Source organism: Paenibacillus sp. FSL W7-1088, assembly GCF_037969855.1.
In the GTDB taxonomy this organism is placed as follows: Bacteria; Bacillota; Bacilli; order Paenibacillales; family Paenibacillaceae; genus Paenibacillus.
This window is the reverse complement of record NZ_CP150216.1, coordinates 5234345-5254367: the sequence shown is the minus strand read 5'-3', so window position 1 is coordinate 5254367 and position 20023 is coordinate 5234345. Positions and strand designations below refer to the sequence as shown.

At 45.3% G+C, this 20023-nt stretch carries 16 protein-coding genes; 7 read left to right on the top strand and 9 right to left on the bottom strand.

What is annotated here, in order from left to right:
• Window positions 1-420 precede the first annotated feature (420 nt).
• The 4 genes from MKY42_RS23710 (at window position 421) to MKY42_RS23695 (ending at window position 8641) form a co-directional block, all read left to right on the top strand.
• Window positions 421-6090 carry a S8 family serine peptidase gene (locus MKY42_RS23710; protein ID WP_179263684.1) on the top strand — a complete coding sequence of 1890 codons (5670 nt, stop codon included), beginning with the start codon at window positions 421-423 and terminating at the stop codon, window positions 6088-6090.
• 183 nt (window positions 6091-6273) lie between these two features.
• Entirely contained in the window at window positions 6274-7515 is a 1242-nt protein-coding gene (locus tag MKY42_RS23705; RefSeq protein WP_179263687.1) for a transcriptional regulator, read from the top strand.
• Window positions 7516-7647: 132 nt separating this feature from the next.
• Window positions 7648-8091 (top strand): Imm48 family immunity protein, encoded by a 444-nt coding sequence (gene imm48, locus MKY42_RS23700; RefSeq protein WP_179263689.1) that lies wholly within the window; start codon window positions 7648-7650, stop codon window positions 8089-8091.
• Window positions 8092-8104: 13 nt separating this feature from the next.
• Complete coding sequence (locus tag MKY42_RS23695) at window positions 8105-8641, top strand: RNA 2'-phosphotransferase (RefSeq protein ID WP_090901767.1); 537 nt, start codon at window positions 8105-8107, stop codon at window positions 8639-8641.
• A gap of 166 nt (window positions 8642-8807) precedes the next feature.
• Here the strand turns inward: MKY42_RS23695 and MKY42_RS23690 are convergent, their stop codons facing one another.
• The 5 genes from MKY42_RS23690 to MKY42_RS23670 form a co-directional block, all read right to left on the bottom strand.
• Window positions 8808-9665 (bottom strand): SDR family oxidoreductase, encoded by an 858-nt coding sequence (locus MKY42_RS23690; protein ID WP_090901764.1) that lies wholly within the window; start codon window positions 9663-9665, stop codon window positions 8808-8810.
• A 136-nt stretch (window positions 9666-9801) separates the two neighbouring features.
• Window positions 9802-10227: an Rrf2 family transcriptional regulator gene (locus tag MKY42_RS23685; protein ID WP_090901761.1), complete on the bottom strand. Its 426-nt coding sequence runs from the start codon at window positions 10225-10227 to the stop codon at window positions 9802-9804.
• A 102-nt stretch (window positions 10228-10329) separates the two neighbouring features.
• The gene (locus MKY42_RS23680) at window positions 10330-11154 is read right to left on the bottom strand and encodes a carbohydrate ABC transporter permease (RefSeq protein WP_179263691.1); all 825 of its coding nucleotides are present in this window, start codon (window positions 11152-11154) and stop codon (window positions 10330-10332) included.
• Window positions 11155-12027 (bottom strand): sugar ABC transporter permease, encoded by an 873-nt coding sequence (locus MKY42_RS23675; protein WP_072734531.1) that lies wholly within the window; start codon window positions 12025-12027, stop codon window positions 11155-11157. It abuts the gene before it with no gap.
• Between the two features lie 105 nt (window positions 12028-12132).
• Complete coding sequence (locus MKY42_RS23670; protein WP_109998794.1) at window positions 12133-13434, bottom strand: ABC transporter substrate-binding protein; 1302 nt, start codon at window positions 13432-13434, stop codon at window positions 12133-12135.
• A gap of 175 nt (window positions 13435-13609) precedes the next feature.
• On the opposite strand from MKY42_RS23670, the gene MKY42_RS23665 reads away from it, so the two are divergent.
• Both MKY42_RS23665 and MKY42_RS23660 read left to right on the top strand, forming a co-directional pair.
• On the top strand, window positions 13610-15502 hold the full coding sequence (locus tag MKY42_RS23665) for a histidine kinase (RefSeq protein ID WP_339845116.1): 1893 nt from the start codon (window positions 13610-13612) through the stop codon (window positions 15500-15502).
• Window positions 15502-16254: a response regulator gene (locus MKY42_RS23660; RefSeq protein WP_339845113.1), complete on the top strand. Its 753-nt coding sequence runs from the start codon at window positions 15502-15504 to the stop codon at window positions 16252-16254. Before MKY42_RS23665 ends, MKY42_RS23660 begins: the two co-directional genes overlap by 1 nt.
• A 52-nt stretch (window positions 16255-16306) precedes the next feature.
• Here the strand turns inward: MKY42_RS23660 and MKY42_RS23655 are convergent, their stop codons facing one another.
• On the bottom strand, window positions 16307-16936 hold the full coding sequence (locus tag MKY42_RS23655) for a YfbR-like 5'-deoxynucleotidase (RefSeq protein WP_090901751.1): 630 nt from the start codon (window positions 16934-16936) through the stop codon (window positions 16307-16309).
• A 251-nt stretch (window positions 16937-17187) separates the two neighbouring features.
• Here MKY42_RS23655 and MKY42_RS23650 point away from each other — a divergent pair, with 251 nt between their 5' ends.
• Window positions 17188-17895 (top strand): metal-dependent hydrolase, encoded by a 708-nt coding sequence (locus tag MKY42_RS23650; protein ID WP_090902606.1) that lies wholly within the window; start codon window positions 17188-17190, stop codon window positions 17893-17895.
• Between the two features lie 86 nt (window positions 17896-17981).
• Here MKY42_RS23650 and MKY42_RS23645 read toward each other — a convergent pair whose 3' ends face one another.
• The 3 genes from MKY42_RS23645 to MKY42_RS23635 all read right to left on the bottom strand — a co-directional run bounded on the left by MKY42_RS23645 (window position 17982) and on the right by MKY42_RS23635 (window position 19723).
• Window positions 17982-18104 carry a hypothetical protein gene (locus MKY42_RS23645; RefSeq protein ID WP_256222184.1) on the bottom strand — a complete coding sequence of 41 codons (123 nt, stop codon included), beginning with the start codon at window positions 18102-18104 and terminating at the stop codon, window positions 17982-17984.
• A gap of 21 nt (window positions 18105-18125) precedes the next feature.
• Window positions 18126-18443 (bottom strand): hypothetical protein, encoded by a 318-nt coding sequence (locus MKY42_RS23640; protein WP_090901747.1) that lies wholly within the window; start codon window positions 18441-18443, stop codon window positions 18126-18128.
• Between the two features lie 206 nt (window positions 18444-18649).
• Window positions 18650-19723 (bottom strand): M42 family metallopeptidase, encoded by a 1074-nt coding sequence (locus tag MKY42_RS23635; RefSeq protein ID WP_090901744.1) that lies wholly within the window; start codon window positions 19721-19723, stop codon window positions 18650-18652.
• Window positions 19724-20023: the final 300 nt, after the last annotated feature.

The window sequence follows — 20023 nt, the reverse complement described above, 5'->3', positions numbered from 1 at the left end:
ACTTAGGGGAAAGGGATATTATAAGAATAATTTTCGGAAGGTCATAAAAGCTCACATATCTCGTTCTGTTTAGAAGAATGATGTGAGCTTTTTTGCGCTTTTTTTCAGAAGTTTTGTATTGAATGTAATAAGAAATTAGCATAAAAAGTAATTTCCTTCTGAAAAAACTATCCATTTTCGAAAGTGATTTTAGGTCTAAAGATACTTGTTTCGCAAAGTTTTCTTTAAATAAAAGAGCGGAATCCTGGATTTGTAAAATAAAGTATGTAAATTAGATAATTCGGTCTATTTATATGTAAATTTTTTCGAAGATTATCAGAACATTTCAATCTATTAACATACTCAATTACCCCAATTTACATTCCATACGCTGCGGAATACGATAATCCTAATCTAATAGGAAACCGCAGGAGGTATGAAATGAAACGTAAATCAGCCCGATTGTTATCCGGTTTTATAGCAACAGGAGTCTTGTTGTCTTCTATGTTTTCCATGCCTGCTTATGCAGCGCCTGCCTATGGCGCTCTCCAGCCGAGTGAAAGCGCTAAGTCCATTCTGCAATCTCTAACGAAGGAGGAAAGACAAGCTCTAAACCAGCTTCAAGTGATGGATGGAGAAGTTATTGACGCCAAGGTGAATACTAAAAGTTCAGATTTGGTAAATGTGATTGTCCAATTCAAAAGTGAACCCGCTGCGGTCGCCTTGAAACGGGCTGCTTTGAACAATGAGAAGATGTCCGAGCTTACGGCGACAAGTAAAGTGAAACAAAATCATCAGCAATTCAAGCAATACATGAAGTCTTTGCAACAAAAGAGAGATCTATCTTATGATGCTGCTTCGATCCAAATCACTCAGGAGTATGAAACCGCACTAAATGGTGTTGCTCTAACCATCCCTGGCATAGCCGTAGAGGATTTGATGAAATCTGGTGTAGTAAAAAAAGTGTGGGCTGATCAGGAAGTGGCTCTTGATCTACCAGAGACAGACACACAAAGTCAATTTGCCACGGGAGGTGGAATGCAACCTCGAATGGCTGATAGTGTACCTTATCTTGGCATCGACAAACTTCATGAAGAGGGCATTACAGGGAAAGGAATCAAGGTCGGTGTACTGGACACCGGAATTGATTATAATCATCCGGATCTAACCGGAGCGTATAAAGGGTATCGTGCTCATGCGGGTGAAGATCCAAAACAAGTGGATCCGGCTACAGTTAAAGGTTGGGACTTTATCGATAATGATGCTGACCCGATGGAGACGACCTATGAAGATTGGGAAAATTCGGGCTATAAGGAGCAAGGTGTATTAGCAGAAGCTTATTATACTTCCCATGGAACACACGTATCGGGAACCATCGCTGGCCAAGCCAAAAATGACGTGGGGTATGCTGTAAAAGGTGTTGCTCCAGATGTAGACTTATATGTGTATCGTGTACTTGGCCCTGGTGGAAGTGGTGACATGAGTGGCATTATTGCCGGAATAGACAAAGCCATTGAAGATGAACTTGATGTTATCAATCTATCGTTAGGGGCTGCTACGAATGATCCGCTGGATCCTTCTTCGATTGCACTGAATAATGCGATGCTGCAAGGCGTGGTGAGTATGGTTGCCGCAGGTAATGATGGACCCAATGAAGGTACGTTAGGTACACCAGGAGCGAGCGCACTGGCCATTACGATTGGTGCTTCCGATGTTCCGTTAACTATTCCTACGGCTACTGTGACTTTGGATGTGTATAGCAATTCAGGTGCGGGAGAGACAGAGGAAACACCTGTAATGGAAGAAGAAGCATCTTCTGAGGGTGAGGAAACATCTGTAGAGGAGCAAGAAGAAACACCTGTAGTAGAAGATGAGGCATCCGCAGAGGAAGAAGAAACTCCTGTAGTGGATGAAGAAGCTCGACCAACAGCAGAAGAACCTTCTTTAGCAGATGAAGAAGCTCCACCAGCAGAAGATACACCTGCATTAGAAGAAGAAGTACCAGCAGTAGGAGAAGAAGCGCCAACGAAAGAAGCACCTGCTGCAACTTATACTGAGGAGTTACCTCTGTTTGGTAAAGACTTTACTGATAATCTGACCACCCTTGAAGGCAAAACCTACGAACTTGTTTATGCAGGGCTTGGTAATGCTTTTGATTTTGAAGGTATTGATGTACAAGGCAAAGTGGCCCTTATCTCTCGGGGGGAAATTGCACTCGATGCCAAGATCGTCAACGCAAGAAAAGCAGGGGCGGCAGCAGCAATTATTTATAATAATGTTGAAGGAACAATCCCAAATTATTTGGGTGAAATGAACGGGTATATTCCTACGTTCCAAATGATGAGAGAGCTTGGAGAAAAACTAAAAGAGTTGAACGGCGTGACGGTAACCTTTGGCGCAGCAGGCCAAACCGTTACGGAAGGAAATAAACTGGCCGATTTCAGTTCCCGAGGTCCAGCTTCCGTGAATGATGATATTAAACCCGATATTGTAGCTCCGGGCGTAGCTGTTTTTTCGACCTATCCTGTATTTGTGAATGATCATACGGGTGAGAATTATAACATTGCCTATGCAAGAATTTCGGGTACTTCCATGGCAACCCCGCATATGGCGGGTATTGCTGCACTTTTGCTCCAGGCACATGAAGAATATACACCTTTTGATGTAAAGACTGCTCTAATGAATACAGCTGTCGATCTGAACGGGAATTATTCCGTGTATGAAGTAGGGGCAGGCCGAGTAGATCCTTACCGGGCAGTCCACACATCCATATTTGCCAAAGTTCAGGATAAAACGATTCACTTCTCCAATGACGAATCCATCCTGATTGATGAAATTACAGGTTCCATCGTATTTGATAGTGCATATTTGGAAGAAGACGGCCAGGGAATCGTATCTGACAGCCGGACAGTTAAGGTAGAGAATAAAGGGGACCTTGCCAAGACGTATAACACTTCCATGAAGCTGTTAAACGATATGAACTTAAATGTTCATCTTCCAGAATCCATTACTGTAAGTGGCGGAAGTACGGAAGAGATGACTGTTTCAGTGGATATACCACAGGACACGCCGAGCGGCCGTTATGAAGGATATGTATATCTGGATACGGAAAATGCGGCGGATCATATTCAGATCCCATTCTCCATCCGCATTAGCGAAAAGGGCATTACTTCGGTGGAGATGATTCCGCCATCCGTTACAAACGATACCCCATTCCATCAGTTTCTGAACCGGATGACACTGAGTGCCATTCTTTTGGGCAGTCCCATTGATTCTGTAGATGTATTGCTGAAGGATCGCGAAACTGGCGAGGAAATCGGGTTTGTAGGTACCTTGAATTCGCAGTCCCTGCTACCGGGAGTGGAATATCTGATCCTGAATGTGTTTAGAGGTTATGCATTTCCGATTGAAAACGGGGAGATCTCCAACGTTGCACGATTTGTCCCTGAAGGCAGCTACACACTTGAATTCATCGGGACCGATTCGGACTCCAAGCAGTATTCATACGAAAGATTGGTAGTTGTGGACAATACAGCCCCCGAGATTGATTTGGGTATAGAGCCTGGTGTATACGAACTCAATGATAGTATGCTGACGGAAAGGGAAGGTGGACAGGGCGTCTGGTATGATGGCACAGCTATCGATTCAACAGTCCAAACCTTTGTTGATAATGGGATCACGGATTATGATCAATCTTCCAACCGTGTCATTTTCTACGAGAATGGCAGTCCCTTCTATTCCGGTGATTTGCCTGTTTCCAAAGAAGGAAACATATCATTTGGTATTACCAAAGAAGAATATGACAATGGTTACGAACTTCGACTCTTTGGAATGGATGTGGGTACAGCGGCCAATCCCGTCAAGGATCACCGCTATGGCTTTATTTCCGAAGGCAAACCTTATGTGACCAGCACATATGACAAAGACGAAGTGCGTAAAGGAGATACGATTACCCAGACTATTCAATTGAACAATGTGGAGAAGTTAAACGGTATTTCGTTTACCCTGGAATCGATGTATGACTATAAACAATTTAACCGGATTGAGCCAACGTCTGAGCTGCAGGCATTACTGGATGAGACAGGTGCTGAGGTGAAATTCAGTGATCCTGTAGTGGACCAAAGAGAACTCAGCTTTGAGGCATCCATCTCAGGTGGGTCCTTTGAAGGAATCACAGGGGATCTTGATTTGTTCCAGGTTGTCTTTGATGTACCCAAGGATGAATTCTATTTTAAGAAAAGTGACGTACCATTGCTTGAAGTGAAATACACGACGGTTGGCATGAAAGAGAACGAAGAGAAGTTGACATTAACCGCGTTTAACACAGACAGCTATGAAGTGATCTCCAAATCTTCAAGAACATATGGTTATGTACGTCCCGAAGCTTTTATGGTCAATGGAGAGTATTTGGATTTTGCAAACGACTACTCGAAGATGGGCATTGAAGTTTATGCAGAAACGGCTTCCGGGGAGAGATATGAGGGGACTATACAACGACAGGGTGAGTTCCTCATCGATGGCATTCCGGCAACAGGTGAAACGACGACCATCTACACACGTGTTCGCGGTCATTTACCTTCCAGGCTCGCAGTGGTTCTGAGCAAGACGATTAATGGCGAATATTATGGCATCAATCAACTGAATTCGTCTGACTTTACGTATGCAGGAGATATTAATGGGGATGGAGCCATCGATATCTATGACATGGAGCTTGTAACGAAACATTATCATACTTCGGATGAAATCGCTGATATCGACCAGGATGGTTATGTAGGAGACACGGAAGTCAATTATATTACGAATAACTTTGGAATGACCGCTAACTATTCTACCAAGGAGCCTGTTTTGCAAATTGGTGACAAAGACCTGGGTTACTTCCTCAATAAAATTCAAGAAATGAACAGTGGTGGTTCTGGTAATAACGGTGGCGGTTCGGGAAATGGCGGTGGATCTTCGACATCCCAATCCCCTACACCTGTTCCTGCACCTGTGCCAACGCCACAACCAGAAACTAATCAAAATCAGGTCATAACGAAAAAAGATTTGAATGCTGTGACAAACGGGACCGCAAAAGTGGATATTACAGTGGGTAAGAAGATTGAGCTGCCTGTCAATGCGGGGGATTTGTTAGGTACGAATACACTCACACTATCTCAGCAAGGTGTACTATCACTCACCATTCCATCTAGCGTATTGAAAGAACTGCAAACAAAAGGAGGTCCTGGTGCTGCTGGTGGCAAGATCATTTTGGATGTGAAGAAACAAGATGTACAAGCACCAGAAACGAAACAAGGTCTTACGTGGACACTTGCAGGTACGGCTTACGAATTCGAACTGTACCTTCAGGTTTCGAGTGAGAAGTTATCCTTGTCCACACTCCCGGAAGATATTACGCTGACACTCTTTTACAATAGTGATCTTAATGGTAATCTCATTGGAATGTACAATGAAAACTCAACTAATAATAATTGGGACTATGCCGGTGGGGTTGTAAATACCCAGCAAGGTACCGTCACTTCCAACGTGTCTCATATGGGCACGTATGCACCATGGGTTTACGATAAATCGTTCGTGGACGTGGCTTCAACGCATTGGGCAAGTGAAGCAATCAAGTCTCTTTCGGCGAAACATGTGCTGACGGGTAAAACAGAGACTGCGTTTGATCCACAAGGTCAAACGACTCGTGCCGAATTCTCAGCATTAATCGTAAGAACCCTGGGCTTAGAGGCGAAAGATAACGAATTGCCATTCGGTGATGTGAGTAAGGATGCCTGGTACGCAGATAGCGTGGCTGCTGCATATCAAGCAGGTTTGGTACAGGGAATAGCGAATGATAAGTTTGCTCCGACCCAAACCATTTCTCGTGAAGAGATGGCAGTGCTCATGATGAGAGCATACGAATACCAAACCCAATCAAACCATACCAAGTTGGCTAAAGCCGGTTATACGGATGAAGCAAACATTGCATCTTGGGCAAAAGAAGCTGTCGTTAAAGCTTCCGAGCTCGGTGTAATGAAAGGTTCAACTGGAGGGGGATTTAAACCCAAAAATAGTGCTACTCGTGCCGAAACGGCCCAAACGGTTCACAATTTATTGTCGTTGCTCAAATAAGATATACAAGTATAAGGGGTTCCTCCAGCTTTGGGGGAGCCTCTTATTTTGTTATCATTGGACCTTGTCTTTCTATCCTGAAATTCTCTTCCCAAGTACGCCAGACTCCAATATATAACTGGTAGAGTCCATATTCGATCCCTATAATTAGGGATAATACGATGGATAAAAAGAGGTGTAGTGATGATTGAAGGGAAGATTATTAAATTTTACCGGGAGAAACATAGACGAACTCAAGGAGAACTGGTGAAAGGAATCTGTTCAGTCACACATCTGAGCAAAATTGAGCGGGGAATGACAGAGTATTCACAGGAAATTATGGATATGCTCTGTGAGCGATTGTACATTGATATGGCAAGGGAAGTAACAAGATATCATCAGATGAACAATGTTCTGGATTCATGGCAAGAGGCCATTATTATGCAGAGAACAGCGGAAGCTATTCGTCTCAAAGACAAGTTGGAAGAAGAACCGTTAAAAGGTATACCTGACTTGCGTTTATCTTATGACTTGCTGCAGATCCGATTTTACTTGTTTATGAATGATATGGATGAAGCAGAAAGGCTTATTGCCGAGATGGAAATTCCGGATGAATCGGAGCATTCGTATGAGCATTATTTTTATCACCATGTGATGGGGATTTACTATTTCCTCACAGGGCATTATACGAAATCGATCCAGACCCTGACTTCAATAAATCAATCCAAATATACGAATCATGAATACTTTTATCATTTGTCTCTGGCCTATCACTCGATATATTCGAATATTACGTCTTACTATTACGCTGAGAAAGCTATCCAGCATTTTCGGAAAACTCTCAATATGGTGCGGATCATTGATACCGAAACCATTATGCTGGTTCAGCTCAATTCTCGTGAGTATCATGATTTTTCTGAGACGAAACGCAGATATGAGAATCTCATTCGGATTTGTGAGGATTGTGGTTTTATTGACCGAAAGGCCAAGCTGCTGAACAATCTGGGTTATGAATATAACCGGCGGAAGCAATATGAGGATGCTGCTTACTGGTACAGACAAGCGCTTGATATTATACCGGAGAAACAACCGTTATACCTGATGGTGCTCAATAATTACATAGAAACGTGTAGACTGGGTAAGCTCATTCCTGCAAACACGCTATTGGATATGTCTCTGAAAGCCTTGCACAACTCTAAACTTGTTGCAGACGCAAGTTATATGGAATTGGAACTCCAGTCTGTCATTTTACAAGGGCAGGAGCAAGCGTATTATGAAATGATAGAAGAGCGAATTCTTCCTTATTATCGTGAACTTGGTTCCCAATATCTCGCCGAACGTTATGAAGAGATATTGTTCCAGTACTATATGAAACATGGTGAAAAGGATAAGGCGCTCAGGCTCGCAAAAAATCGTTTTAAATCCCAAGCGACTCTACTTATTTAAGGGTAATAGGAGAGTAAGAGAAGTGTCGACGACATATGGGTGATTTGAAAGGAACACCCTATCTCCGATACAATGTTCTCATAGAGTCTAAGAGAATGGATCAAATACGGAGCAGAAATGGAGAAATACAATATGACTGATTTTATCAACGCTGACGATATTAACGACGTAATTTTGGCTGCGGCGGCTTCAGAGCTGGAGCAGATGGTGGACAAAATTTGTGAACTGATCGGTACGCCTTTGGAACAGACAACAGAGCTGGAGCGTCAGGTGATCGCTGCTTTTGGATTTGGCGCTGTATATGGCATAACCCATCGGGATCAACTTGCGGAGCCACAGGCTCATGCACTGAGCATCCGGATGTTGATCAAGCCGTTTAACTATAGTGAGCAGCAGGCGGTGGATTTTGCCGATGATCTGATCCGGGTGGCTTCCGATCGTGAGGTTCATCCGGTGATGAATACGATTATCCAACGTGGGATTGATGGACACCGCCAATTCAATCAGGAAGACGATGAAGGGTTGGCCCGCAACATTCAGGAGATTTTAGCAGCGGTACAACCAGAAAGAAACTAAGGAGCAGAGCATAATGGATCTGATGAAATTAAGCAAGGAACTTTCCTACGCCTTGCGTCACGCCCCTTGGGAGTATGAGCTGGAGCTGGACGAAGGGGGTTGGGTGGAGATTCCGCAATTGCTGGTGGCTTTACATGAGAGTCCACAGTGGAAGGACGTCACGGAAGCGGATCTGGAGCAGATGATTCAAGCTTCTGAGAAAAAGAGACATGAGATCAATTCTGGCCGCATCCGGGCATTATATGGTCATTCGACTCCGCAAAAGATATCCAAAACACCTGCCGATCCACCGGAGATACTCTATCATGGCACGCCACTGCGGTCGGTTGCTTCCATTATGGAGCAAGGTTTGCAGCCTCGTCAGAGGCAGTATGTTCATCTATCTGCAGATATGGATACCGCCAATCAGGTGGGACGAAGACGTGATGACCAGCCAATAATACTGAAAATTAACGCGGCTCAAGCGGCCAAAGAAGGTATTTTCTTCTATCATGGAAACGAAAATATTTGGCTGGCCGATCACATTCCGGCACGATATATCGAGCAATGATCGATGTAACGTTGATGGAGACTACCGATATCTAAATCGAATGTAAGTCACAATTAAACTAGTTTAGTATAAAGAGTACGTTCAACTGTATCTTTTTATAGATCGCTGTTACACCAAAAGGGACACATCCAACATTCGCTGGTGTGTCCCCTTCTTCTATTTAAACTTACTTGCCCAAAATGGCTTTTACACCCTCACTCAATGGTTGAGCCGGACGGCCAAGCAATTTCTCCAATGTATCGCTCTCTACAGCCAGTGCCCCTTCACGGATAGCACTTTGCATATCAACAAGCATGGAGACTACAAAGTCAGGCAGACCTGCACCTTTCATAATGTCTGCATACGCGGCATCATCCACGTTTTGCACGTTGATATCCTGTCCAAGCACTTCCCCAACGATGGCTGCAAGCTCAGCTTGAGTACGAAGTTTACCAGACAACTCATATACTGAATTTTCATGTCCCTCACCTGTCAGTACTGCAGCGGCAGCATGTGCATAATCACTGCGAGTAGCCCAGCCCACTTGGCTGGCGTTAGTTGCATGCACCCAAGGTGCGCCCTGGGAAGCTGCTTGAACGCTGCCTGCTTCATTTTCCAGGTACCAGTTGTTACGAAGGAAGGAATAAGGAATGCCGGAATCACGGATAGCCTGTTCTGTGGCACGATGTACTTCAGCCAGTGAAAGGGTGTTTTTCTCCGCATTCACAACGCTGGTATAAGCGATGAATCCAACACCTGCTTTCTTGGCAGCGTGCACGGCAGCTTGATGTTGGCGAATACGCGTTTCATTGTCACCGTCTGTGGAGATCAGCAGAAGCCGATCCACGCCTGCAAATGCTTTTTCCAGCGTTTCCGGTTGATCGAAATCACCTTGACGAACGTCCACACCTTGAGTGCGCAATGCTTCCGCTTTCTCCGGGTTGCGTACACTTACAGCGAGCTCCCCAGCAGATACCGTTTGTAACAGTGCCTCTACGACCAGTGAACCCAAATGACCTGTTGCGCCAGTAACTAAAATTTTCATTGTATTTTCCTCCTATAAGGTATATTTTGTGTCGACACAAAAGTGAAATGTCAACTACATGAAAAGATGTAATCGTATGTGTTATAACAGGTGTGATTACAACGAAAGGTTTAAAAAAAGCTCGTAATGAGCTTTTTTATTCAGAGACGTGAACCTGATCCATCATCTGTTGTATCGTTACACGTTTCAAACGCTGCTCCATAGCTAGCTGAGCCTCAATAAGTTCGGCGCGCAAGGTTTGTTCGATCATGCTGCCAACCGGACAATTTGGGTTCGGATGTTTGTGGAAGTTAAACAACTCGCCATCCTCCACAACCTCAAGCGCACGATAGATATCCAAAAGGGTAATGTCCGCGGGGTCCTTCAACAAAGAAGCACCGCCAACCCCGGGTCTGACCTCAATCAGGCCGGCCTGTTTCAGTTTGGACATAATGCGCCGAATAATGACGGGATTGGTATTCACGCTTTTGGCGATAAAATCTCCCGTGCACTCATTGGGCACAACAGCGATCAGAGACAGCGTATGAACCGCAATGGAAAAGCGACTGCTGATTTGTTTCATGGATGATCACCACCGTTGTAACTATAATAGTTACAAATAAACGTGATGTCAATGATAAATTTCGAAGTAGCAGGTGTAATGAATTCTCATTTCGGATATTTTTCAACCTTTAACTGCCCCGGAAGTCAAACCACCCACAATATATTTTTGCCCAATCAGGAACACAATCAACACAGGCAGGGACGTAAGCACGATATCCGCGCTCACCAAGTTCCACTGAGCACTGAATTGTCCGAAGAAGTTATAGACAGCAAGCGTCATCGGCCACATCTCGACGGTATTGAGCATGTAGAGTGGGGCGGTAAACTCATTCCAGACACTCAGGAAATTAAGAACAAATACCGTAACCAGTACAGAGGTTAACAAAGGCACAATAATTCGGAGAAACAGCTTGATCCCGTTGCATCCGTCCATGATCGCTGCTTCGTCCAGTTCTTTTGGAATATTGGATACAAACGCATATGTGATGAATAGCGAAATCGGGATACCCATCGCGGTATAGAGCAGAATCATGCCCACATGCGAGTTAATCATGCCCAGCGACTTCATGACCTCCATTAATGGAATGTAGTTTAAGGGCAGTGTAATGCCCAGAATGAGAAAGAAATATAGGAACTTGCTTAACTTCGAATAATTTCTTGATAACGTGAAGGCAGAGAACGCGACAACAAATACCAGCAGCAGGGAGGAAGCCGTTGAATGCAGCAAACTGTTAAAAAAGGAACCACCCAGGTGCCCCTGCTCATAGACGATTTTATAATTTTCAAAGATGAACTTCTCGGGCAGGGTCAATTTGAGCACTTTGGCTTCGGCATCGGACTTGAATGAATTCAGCACAATGACGGCAAAAGGAATCAGGACCACCAGGCTAAGCAGCCAGGCAAGTACATTTAATCCGATGGAAACCAGCCGTTTTTTCACTCGCATCTAGTATTCCACCTTTCGGTTCATCAAGCGGATGATGAAGAAGGAGATGATCGCCATAATGACAAACAGAATTGTGGATAATGCACTGCCAAGCCCCCAGTACCCTTTAGCAAAAGAGGAATACACCGCTGTGTTAATCACATCTGTTGCGTTGCCCGGTCCACCATTGGTCAGTACATATACCGCATCAAATACCCGCAGCCCATACGTAATATTGAGCACCGTAGCGATGGTGATCGTCGGCATCAGCATCGGAATGGTGATCCGAAACAGCTTCTGCCAGAAGCCGGCACCGTCAATCGATGCCGCTTCATAATAGTCACGAGGAATGGCGAGCAGTCCGGCAATGAACAGCACCATAATGTACCCCATGCCTTTCCACGTATCCACTGCCATAATGGATGGCATCGCCCAGGTCAAGGAGCCCAGCCAGTTCTGGGCCAGAACGTCCAGACCCAGCGAACGCAGCGTCACGTTAACGAAGCCGTTGTTGGGGTCGAGCAGGCTTTTGAAGACCAGGCCAACAATCAGGAACGAAAGGACTTGGGGTGAAAATATGATCATCCGGTGCAGATTGGCGGCCTTCACACCGCTGACAAGCAACAGAGCTAGGAATAGGCCCAGAACCGTCTTGGCGATCGAAGTAATCAGGGTGAAAAGGACTGTATTTTTAATAAAAAGTAAATACGTTGGATCACCCGCCAGAATGGTTCGGAAATGCTCCAGACCAATAAAGTTTTTCTCCGAACTGTAGCTGTTCCAATCGGTGAAGGAATAATAGATGCCCAGCAGGGCGGGAGCGACGATGAACAGCAGATACAACACAATCGCTCCGGATGAAAAATACCAGGGATAGATCTTGTTCACATTCATAATCTGTAACACCTGTCCTTCCTGCCAATATGCATGAGTGCATGGCGCCTCACCTCGCTGTATGTAATGGTGGTCAGCTACATGCCTCATGTGTTTACCGCGCTCTTATTGCCACGCATCATCTTTCAGCACTTTGGCTTGTTCAGCCCTGCGTTTATCAATATTTTGCAGAATTTGATCCGGGGTCATCGCTCCAGCGAACATGCCAGAAAGATCCTTGCCGATATCCATCCACTGCGGATCAATATACTTTACAGCGGCCTGCATGACCGTACCTTTCTCATGATTTTTCTCGTAGTCGATATAGTCCTGTGTCAGCTTCGGTTCGATTTCCGGCCAGCATATGGTCAGGTTGCCTTCACCCCCATCGAATACACGCTGCAGATGATCATGCTCCGTAATCCACCGGAAAAACTTTAGTACCTCTTCCGGGTGTTTGCTGTTTTTGTTGCCAAACATCGCAGCCGAACCGCCCGGATTCACACCAATCGTCTGATTATCGCCCCATGGCATCACGAAAAATCCCATATTGTCCTTCATGTCCGGATACGCCTCAGACACTTCCTTTTCGGTGCCCGGAACTCGAAGCAGCATCGCTGCCTTCTCCTGACCAAAGGCTTCAATGCCAGCCTCGACCGTGTTGGACAGAAAATCCTTGCCGAAGTAACCCAGATCCGCGAATTCCTTTAACTGTTCAATGACCGTTTTGAGCTGCGTCAAATCCGCGACTTTCATCTCATTGTTGTTCAACTTCTCGTACGTTCCCGGCGTAGATTGCTCATAGTTTGGACCGGTTTCAAATAAAGGCAGTACCTGATACCATCCGCTGGCAGGCGCCTGATAGAACGGAATGATGTCCTTGTCCTTGATTTTCTGGCTGATGGCCTTGAACTCGGCGTAGGACGTTGGTGGCTGGATGCCGAGCTCTTCAAAGATGCGTTTGTTATAGTACACATACCATATTTTCGATGGTGCAAAAGAAACCCCGTACACCTTATCTTTATAGCTAACCGTTGGTAAAATCTCTTCAGACATGCGTCCTGTAAATTCCTCATTGGTCAGATCAATTGCATTTTCCTCAGGTCTTACATTGGCAGGCATGCTCAGCGGGTCCACATCCACATTGAAAATATCAGGAGCTTCACCGGAGGCAAGCTTCACCTTAATCAGGTCACGCCACTGGGCATCAGGGACCACCTGAAAGTCGATTTTCACACCCGTTTCCTGCTCATATTCTTTAGCCATCGTTTGCATGATGCCCGTACGTGGAATGCCGCTCTGGCTTGTTCCAAACGTTAGCGTTACCTTCCCTGAACCTTCGGAACTGTCACCGGAGTTGCACCCGGCAAGAAGCAGGCTGGACAGCAGCAGCGTACCTATGAAGGATAATAGAAATCGTTTTCTCATCAATAAACCTCCCATGGAATAAAGAATAATGGCTCTTGCCGAAACGCTTCATGTAAGCGTATTCTTATGTGGATAACTTTACGCGGAACGAAGAATGTGCTCAATAGACAAAAGCGTCCTGTTGGGTGGACATTTTCGAGTAAGTTACAAAACATCATCGATAACGAGGTGTGAGATGGTTAAGTACCGATTCAGAACGCTTCAGCAAAGCCTGTTTGCCTACTACTCTGCAGTATTTATTGTTTTTTCATTGATTGTGGCCAGCCTCTTGTATGTTTTTCTTGCCAATGACATTCGTAGTCGAAGTGCGGAACAGCAGAAACAGCTGGGGAATTCGATGGTTGGCAATCTGGATCAGGAAATCGTCAAAATGAATAATTTCTCCATGAACATCGTATATTCCAATCTGGTCAAGGAGCACTTCAGTCACTATTTATCTCCAGCGGAGGACAATGAACAGACGCTGACAAGTGACCCGGCGTTTTACAAGGATACAACAACGCTGATTGATGTCATTCTGGCGATCATTAGCAGCTCCAACACAGCCAAACAAGCCAATATTTATGATGTAAACGGTAAAATGCTGGGTGCCGGTGCGTTCAATGGCCAGCTGTCCGTAGATCTGACCCAAAGACCGTGGTACGAGGAAACGTGGGCGCGCAATGGCTGGCGTGTCATAAGTTTACTGGATGGTGGGGCTTTACCGATGCCAACAGGGCAGGGGGAATCAGACAAACCATATCTTTCTCTTACCCGGGTGTACAAGGATGGAAATTATGTCTCGCAAGGTGTAGTCGAAATCTTGCAGGATGCTGGAACCGTGTTCCAGCATTTGAATGATGTGCAAGCGGGGAACGAAGATCTGAGCTTCTATGTATTGAATGAACGTAATGAGCTTTTATATCCTTTATTGTCCAATGAAAACCCGTTAAACGCACTCCATTCTGACGTTGTTAACTTGATTCGTAACGACCGCTATCCACCAGGAACGATGCAAGAAGTGGTAGATCCCAAAGGGAATTCAAAGCAAATGATGACCTACACGACCTCGCAGGAGACCGGATGGACGGTTATCGTGATGCAGTCCAAACAATCCCTGTTTGCGAATCTGAATCGCATGGCTTTTCTGTTTATGGGGGCAACTTTAGCTACCTTGATTCTTATTCTGCTCCTCTCATACCTGATCTCCAAACGAGTGACTTTGCCGCTTCATCGTTTGCAGCGCATAATTCAGAAAACTGGCGTCCACGATCTGAGCACGGGTCAGGACTCTGGCCAGTTATTCAAGTTGGAATATCCGGGTTCCATCCGTGAGATGGATGAGTTGAATGATACGTTTATCCAATTGAATCAACAGCTTGTGCAGTCCTTTCAAGACATGCTGGCGATTAAATCTCAGGAAACGGATGCGAGGTTGCTGGCGTTGCAGTCCCAGATGAACCCTCACTTTCTGTATAACAACATTACGAACATCAGCATCATGGCGGAGGAGGGCATGAATGAACAGATCGTTGCGTTCTGTGGTCACATCGCATCCATGCTGCGTTACATCTCGGCTCCGAACAAAAGCGGTGTTCCATTGGAAAAAGAAATCGACTACTGTGAGCGATATTTGGAGTGTATGAAAATTCGGTTCGAAGATGATCTGTTTTATGATTTCCATGTCCCGGACTCGATGAAAAATCTTCAGGTGCCCATGCTGTTGATTCAGCCTTTGCTGGAAAATGTCATGAAATATGGACTGCGTGATACACCACCCTGGAAGCTGCATATCATTGGAGAGCTGGATACCTTGCAGGAGACCTGGCTAATGACCGTCGAAGATAACGGACCTGGCATGGAACCCGAGGCGCTCAAGCTCATCCAGCAGTACATACAACAATCACAGGAATGGGAGCGTATGCCTGAACTTGAGATCAACGGGATGGGATTGAAAAACATCTGGATCAGGCTCAAATTATGGTATGGTTCCGCGGCACATATGCATATTTCAAATAAACCTTCTGGCGGCGTCAGCATTACGATTGGCGGTTCCATTCGAAAGGAGCACAGTTTAAACTCATGGTGATGACATATAGAACCATTATTGTGGAAGATGAGGCGTTAATTCGTCGCAACGTATCCCGGAAATTCAGCGAGTTGGGCACACGGTTCGAGGTTATCGGTGAGGCTAGGAATGGGCAGGAAGCATTGGAACTGATTGAACATACGGTGCCGGATCTGGTCGTTACCGATATTCAGATGCCCGTCATGAATGGGCTGGAACTGGCGAAACATCTGTATTTTGCTTATCCGCATGTCAAGATCGTGATCCTGAGCGGCCATCATGAGTTTGAGTTTGCACGTCAGGCGATCAGTTACAAAGTGGAGGATTATCTGCTTAAACCCCTCACGGAAGAACAGCTTCGGTCACTGCTGGATGCGATGGAATTAAAGCTAGGCAGTGCAGAGGACTCGCTGGCACATGTCAGTGCAATGCTGGATGAACAGGTGAAGCCGGAGGATATTGCAGAGGCCGTCAAGTTGTATTTGAAACAGAACTATATGCATGAAATTACGTTACAGGACATGGCAGGACAGATGCATTTTAGTGTGGATTACCTGGGGAAGTGTTTCAAAAAGGTGACGGGTGAAACCCCGCTCAAATACATGACAGGGCTTCGAATCAACGAAGCAAAACGCATGCTCGCGGCCTTTGAAGATATGGATATCAAGACGGTGGGTAAAGCGGTGGGGTATAGTGATTCTCATTATTTTAGCCGTATTTTCAAAAACAAGACAGGACTGTATCCCAGCGAGTATCGCCAAAGGTTACAATAACGCAAAAAAGCCCTGTCCATGGCTCTTGAAGAACCACGATGACCGGAGCTGATTATTGTGACAAAGCATCTTCCGTGATTTGGCGGATATCAAATGGGGAACGGTTGCCTTCCTCAATAATGTCGGGGAGAATCTGCTCGAGGAAATAGTGTACACAGTGGAGGTCAATATTTTTGATTTTGATCAGGGCATATCGGTACATCACGATAAATTCCTTTTCTGTATTGCCACGCTGCAGTTCAGCAAACGCTTCGTACACCTGATCCATTTTGTCGGCCACTTCAAGAATAAGTCCTTCGACAGAGTTATCTTTGCCTTCACGCAGCTGTCTGCGGAAAATCGGCTGCAATTCTTCAGGTATATTTTCGTTAATAAAATGCTCAACCATGCCTTCTTCTACCTGCTGCAGCATCGAACGAAGCTCCAGTGAATAATGTTTAACCGGCGTTTTGATGTCACCGATGAAGATTTCGCCATAATCATGACTGCTGGTGATCTCATAAAGCTTCTTCCAATCGATGGCGACCCCATGCTGTTCCTCAATATCGGCGAGTGTTTTGGCATACTGCACGACTTTCCAGGAGTGGGCAGATACGCTGTGCTCCTCGAACTTGAATTTTCCCGGGGTACGAATAATGCGTTCGAGATCGTTGAGTGATCTAAAGTACGTATGAATTCCCATATAAGTAATCATCCTTTGTTGGTTGGGTATGAACCGACTATATACCAGTGATGTTAACACAGGATTAACGCCGTATGAGGCAAAGGTAAAATCAGTTCGCATATTAGTCTGCCCATAGATCCGATCGTAATTACACGGCATGGAGTAAGTAAATTAAGAAATGCGAACTATTGTTCTTATATTGTTTTCGTTGTAAAATCTGGAGTGGGCAGTTTATGTTCCCTATTTCTTCGAAAGGAAGTTTTGGCACCATGATGGGAAGATCCCACCTGATTATCGGGACCACTGTATCCCTCTCTGTTCTGCAATTGGCCGGCATTCCCGTGACTGCACCGGCGGTTACCGTGGCCCTGATCGGTTCGCTGCTGCCAGACATTGACGAGCCCAATTCGCTATTGGTATCCAAGGCGTTGCCGAACAGCCTCATTCGGCTGTTACAGACAATCCTGCTGCCAGTCGCCGTATTTGTGTACTTCTATGTACAGGCAAAACCATGGAATCTGCTGCTCGCCATTTTGATTGCGATGGTATCTTTCCTGCCGTCACGTTCCCTACGCAAAGTGCTGATGTTTGCGATCGGATTGGGACTTGTATTTTATGGGCATGCCTTCGCACCATGGAATCTGATCGCGGGCAGTCTGTTAATGCTGTGTACCACGTTAACCCACAGGGGATTAACACACACATTATATGGAACTGCCGTATGGACTGGTTTGCTCTACAGTACAACTCATCTGCAGGGGCCAGAGATTTGGGTAGCCGGAGGTACAGCCTATGTCATGCATCTATTGGCAGATTCGTTGACGAATCGCGGCATTCGTCCACTGCCACCACTCAAGTGGCGTATAAGGATCAATCTCATGAGTACGGGCACGAAACATGGAGCCGTTGTGGAAAATGTGTGCATTGTGCTGGCTCTCATTTTGGCCTGGATTGCGTTCTCCCCTTTATTTCTGTGATATCTCAAAAATACCAGTCCTGCAATAGGACTGGTATTTCTTTGTTCTTTGGTTCATACGCATGACTGTAATCAAAATGGAGAGGTTCATGTGGTTGTGGGTGTACTCGACAAACCTTCAATATCTGTTGAACCAAATACAAACAGCATTACAAGGATAACTACAATGATCAGTTCGGCAAAGCCGGTTCCGTCAAAGTCAGACATCATATCAACCTCATTTCATAATATCTAGGAATTCATTCTTTTCTGGAAAGCTTGCATCACGTCATCCAAAGTCATATCTCCATTCTGGTTCATGAAATCGACCAGCTTATCCGTGTTAGTTGATGTTATATTTTGCAGCGTTTTATATTTTCCGGTCAACTCGACCACCAATGTTGCTTCTCTAAACAACGTAACGGCATCCACTCTTAATTTCCCGCTCACCAGCAAGGCTGCGACGATAATTTCCAGGTTCTTTCCTTTAAGGTTGCCATTGAGAAGGGTGTTGGCAGCATTTGTTTTGGTGGAACCTTTATTCGATTTTCCATTCCTTCTCATTGCCATAATAGGTCCCCCGTTGTTTTATGTTTAGTTCTTCTACCGTTGTTATATCTTATGATTCTTTTCTATATATGTTCTAGCTATTAAACTAGTTGAACAAAAAAAGAGATACCCTGATGTATCAGGATATCTCTTAAATTCATATATTCATTTCAATGAAGGTTAAGCAATGAAGTGCATGTAGCAAGCTTTACCCCTAGAATCCACAATTACGTGTTTTCGATAATCGTATTCAGTGTTGTCTGATCCAGACCCTTCACCAGCTTCACGAGCAACTCTTTAGCCGCATCATAGTCATCCGTGTGAATAATGGAAGAAGAGGTATGAATGTAGCGTGCGCAGATGCCAATTACCGTTGAAGGCACACCGATACCGCTCAAATGAACCGCTCCGGCATCCGTACCACCAGGAGAGATAAAATATTGCATTTTGATCTGATTCGTTGATGCTGTGTCCTGAACATATTCAACAATACCGCGATGGGTGAACATGCCCGGGTCGAAGATACGCAGCAAAGCGCCTTGTCCAATATGTCCGAAGGACTGTTTGTCTCCTGTCATATCATTCGCAGCACTGCAGTCCAGTGCAAAGAAAATATCCGGTTCAATCAGATTGGCAGCCGTGCGTGCACCGCGAAGTCCCAATTCCTCTTGAACAGTTGCACCGCAGTAGAGGGTATTTGGCAATTTTTCCTTATGCAATGCTTCGACCAGCTCCAGTGCAAGGCCTACGCCGTAACGGTTATCCCATGCCTTTGCCATAATTTTCTTCGGATTGGCCATCGGTGTGAATTCACAGATCGGAACGATCTGCATGCCCGGATGAATGCCCCAAGACTCTGCTTCTGCACGGTTATCTGCACCAATATCCAGGTACATATGGTTAAGATCAACCGGTTTATTACGCTGGGATTCATCGAGTAGATGAGTAGGTGTTGAACCGACAACTCCTGTAATCCGGCGATCCGGAGTGATGAGCTCCAGACGTTGAGACAGCACAGCCTGACTCCACCATCCACCGAGTGGGCGGAATTTGATCATGCCTGTTTCCGTAATGCCTGTGGTCATGAAGCCAACTTCGTCGAAGTGACCTGCAACCATAACTTTGGGTCCGGACGCCTCTCCTCGTAATACGCCAAAAAGGCTACCCAGGCGATCCTGGACAAATTCTTTCGTATAAGGAGACATTTGTTCCTTCATCCATCCGCGAAGCTCGCGTTCAAACCCGGAAACGGAAGGGAATTCCGTTAACGTGCGAAACATTTCCAACGTTTTTTGATTCATGTGTCGACAACTCCTCTGCTTGTATGTAGATCAGGTCTCAGCAGAACGGCTGCCGGACTGTTGTCCTTCGGAAGAGAAGAACCTTTTATTTAACCACTGGTCACACTACAGTATGAACCTTGCGCAAGTAATTGTCCATGGTTATGTCACGTATCTCAGGCATGAATGGTTGCTCCTTTGACGATGCATCGGGACATTAAATCCGCACCAAACACAGTCGCAAAGCAGCTGCATTGAATATGCATATAGTGAGGAACCGTTTTGCTTAACCAGTGTTCCATAAGGTATTCAATAAGCCAC